Consider the following 2,349-nt stretch of genomic DNA (forward strand, 5'->3'; position numbering starts at 1 on the left):
ATAAGCTTAGGACAGCAACATGCGGGCAATTCTAGTTACGACGGCCGGTTGCATACTGGCCTCGGTCGCTATCGGCGTGCAGGCCAAGGCGTTGAGCAAGAACGATCGCTACGCGTGTAGTTGGGGTTCGGAGATTGCAGCTACAGCGCAGCAGTCGAAGTTGACGGGCGTTACCTTGTACGCTGCGCGCAAGCGGCTACAGGCGCGCAAGTTCCCCAAGCCATGGATGCGCATGACGGCGCTGGGCATCACCGAGCAGACCTACAACAGCCGCTCAAGACTGAAGCCCGCAGCCATCCGGCAGACGTACCAAGAGCAATGCATTCAACACGCGGTGGCAAGAAAATAATTCATATTTATCAATTGGTTACGATCCTAATATCAGATCGTTTCTAGATAAGATCCTTCCGCTGCTGCCAAGGCAGGCCATCCTGGAAATGCGCTTCGACCCAGCGCCTGAACGCCGTCAGCGCTGCTGTATTCAGGCGCGCTGACGGGCGGACCAGGTAGATCCCCGCGGCCACGTCGAGCTGCCATGCCGGCAGCACGCGCACGAGTCTTCCGGCCTCCAGCTCGTCACCCATCAGCCAGTCGCCACCCGCGATTATTCCTGCACCCCGGCACGCCGCTTCCAGCAATGCTTCGTTGTCGTTGCTGGTCAGCGAACCGCGTACTCGAACGGACTGCTGTCCGCTTCCGCACGTAAGACGCCATTCAGGAAGTGATCGTAAGCCACTGAATAACAAACAGTTATGCTTAGCCAAATCCGCCGGCACCTGCGGCTCGCCGTGCGTTCCCAGATAGCCAGGAGACGCGCAGAGGATGCGCAGATGGTTGCCAAGCTTTTTCGCCACCAGCCGATTGTCAGCCAGTTCGCCGATGCGAATAGCGGCATCGAAACCCTCACCAACGATATCCACGAACCGGTCGGCATACTCCGCTTCTAGCGTGACGTGCGGGTAGGCCAGCGCGAAATCCGCCAGCAGACCACTGAGCCATCGCCGCCCCATCGCCCCCGGTAATGCCAGGCGCAACCGTCCGCGCACCTCGGCCGCACCCAAGGACGCCTCCTGTTGAGCCTCGGTGATCAGCCGGGCCGCGAGGCGCAACCGCTCGACCAGCCGTTCGCCTTCATCGGTGAAGCGAAGCTGGCGGGTCGTTCGCTCCACCAGACGAATCCCCAGGCGCTGCTCCAGCCCGCCGAGCCGTCGTGAGAGCACGGAAGGATGGCGCTGAAGCGAGCGCCCAGCGGCCGCGAAAGAGCCGTGGTCGTGAAGTGCCAACAGAGTGGCAAGTTCGTCAGCCTGCCGACTGTCGTAGGGGTCCATGGCGATCTGCTCCTGGTCCAAGAGGCGTGCTGGCGCGGGGCGATGCCCGCGATCCCCTTCAAACAGTCAGGATCAACGCGCCCTGCGACAGCCCTTGCTGCAGATCTTGATGGGCCCGGGCCGCCTCGGCCAGCGGGTAGGTTCGCCAGATCCGCGGCTGGATGATACCTGCGCCAACGGCCTCTAGCACATCCGCTGCGCGTTCTTGATATTCCTCGGCAGTGCGGGTATGCGCGGCCAGCGATGGCCTGGTCACGAACAGCGAGCCCTTGGCGTTGAGCGTGCCCACCTCGATCGGCGCGGGCGCCCCGGAAGTCGCGCCAAACGAGACCAGCACACCTCTCGGTCGCAAGCTGTCCAGCGAAGCTTCCAGGGAATCCTTGCCTACAGCGTCATAGACCACGTCGACCTTGCGCCCTTGGGTCAGGTCGCTGACCTGGGCCGCCAGGGTCTGGGCATCGAAAACCAGCACATGCTCGCACCCGGCTTCGTACGCCCGCGCCACGCTCTGCTCCTTGGAGACTACGCCGATGACCGTCGCGCCAAGATGCCTGGCCCATGGCACCATCAACTGCCCCAGCCCGCCAGCGGCGCCATAGATGAGCACACGGGTTCCAGGGCCGACCGGGTAGGTTGTTTTCAGCAGGTATTGGGCGGTAATCCCCTTGAACATCACCGCGGCGGCGTGTGCTTCGCTCAGCGAAGGCGGCAGCTTGACCAGCCGCTCGGCCGGGTACAGCCGGGCACTGGCGTAGGCGCCCAGCGGTCCGGTCGCGTAGGCCACCCGATCGCCGACCGCGACATTGCGGACCCCGGCGCCAATCGCCATGACCCGCCCTGCCCCTTCCAGGCCAAGGCCGGAGGGCAGCGCCAAGGGCGCGCCGCCTTTGCGCTGCAGGACATCCAGAGGATTGACGCCGATTGCGGTCTGTTCAAGCCACACCTCACCCTCGCCGGGAGACTGGAGGGAGATGCTTTCAGGTTGCATGACGTCGGGGGTGCCGGTCTGGTGGAGCACGAT

The 2,349-nt window shown here is 63.6% G+C and carries 3 protein-coding genes; 1 reads left to right on the forward strand and 2 read right to left on the reverse strand.

The features are described 5' to 3' along the window. Positions 1-19: 19 nt before the first annotated feature. On the forward strand, positions 20-349 hold the full coding sequence (locus VJS90_RS01270; protein ID WP_324118268.1) for a hypothetical protein: 330 nt from the start codon (positions 20-22) through the stop codon (positions 347-349). Positions 350-392: 43 nt separating this feature from the next. Here VJS90_RS01270 and VJS90_RS01275 read toward each other — a convergent pair whose 3' ends face one another. Both VJS90_RS01275 and VJS90_RS01280 read right to left on the reverse strand, forming a co-directional pair. Then, complete coding sequence (locus VJS90_RS01275; RefSeq protein ID WP_324118270.1) at positions 393-1,328, reverse strand: LysR family transcriptional regulator; 936 nt, start codon at positions 1,326-1,328, stop codon at positions 393-395. A gap of 58 nt (positions 1,329-1,386) precedes the next feature. Further along, positions 1,387-2,349 (reverse strand): quinone oxidoreductase (locus VJS90_RS01280; RefSeq protein WP_324118272.1); only part of this gene is annotated, 963 nt, incomplete at its 5' end.

Source organism: Pseudomonas sp. (assembly GCF_035277045.1).
Classification (GTDB): Bacteria; Pseudomonadota; Gammaproteobacteria; order Pseudomonadales; family Pseudomonadaceae; genus Aquipseudomonas.

Bases quoted from the DNA above. Each gene is read 5' to 3' on its own strand.
- VJS90_RS01270 (WP_324118268.1), top strand. From the start codon at position 20: ATGCGGGCAATTCTAGTTACGACGGCCGGTTGCATACTGGCCTCGGTC.
- VJS90_RS01275 (WP_324118270.1), bottom strand. From the start codon at position 1,328: ATGGACCCCTACGACAGTCGGCAGGCTGACGAACTTGCCACTCTGTTG.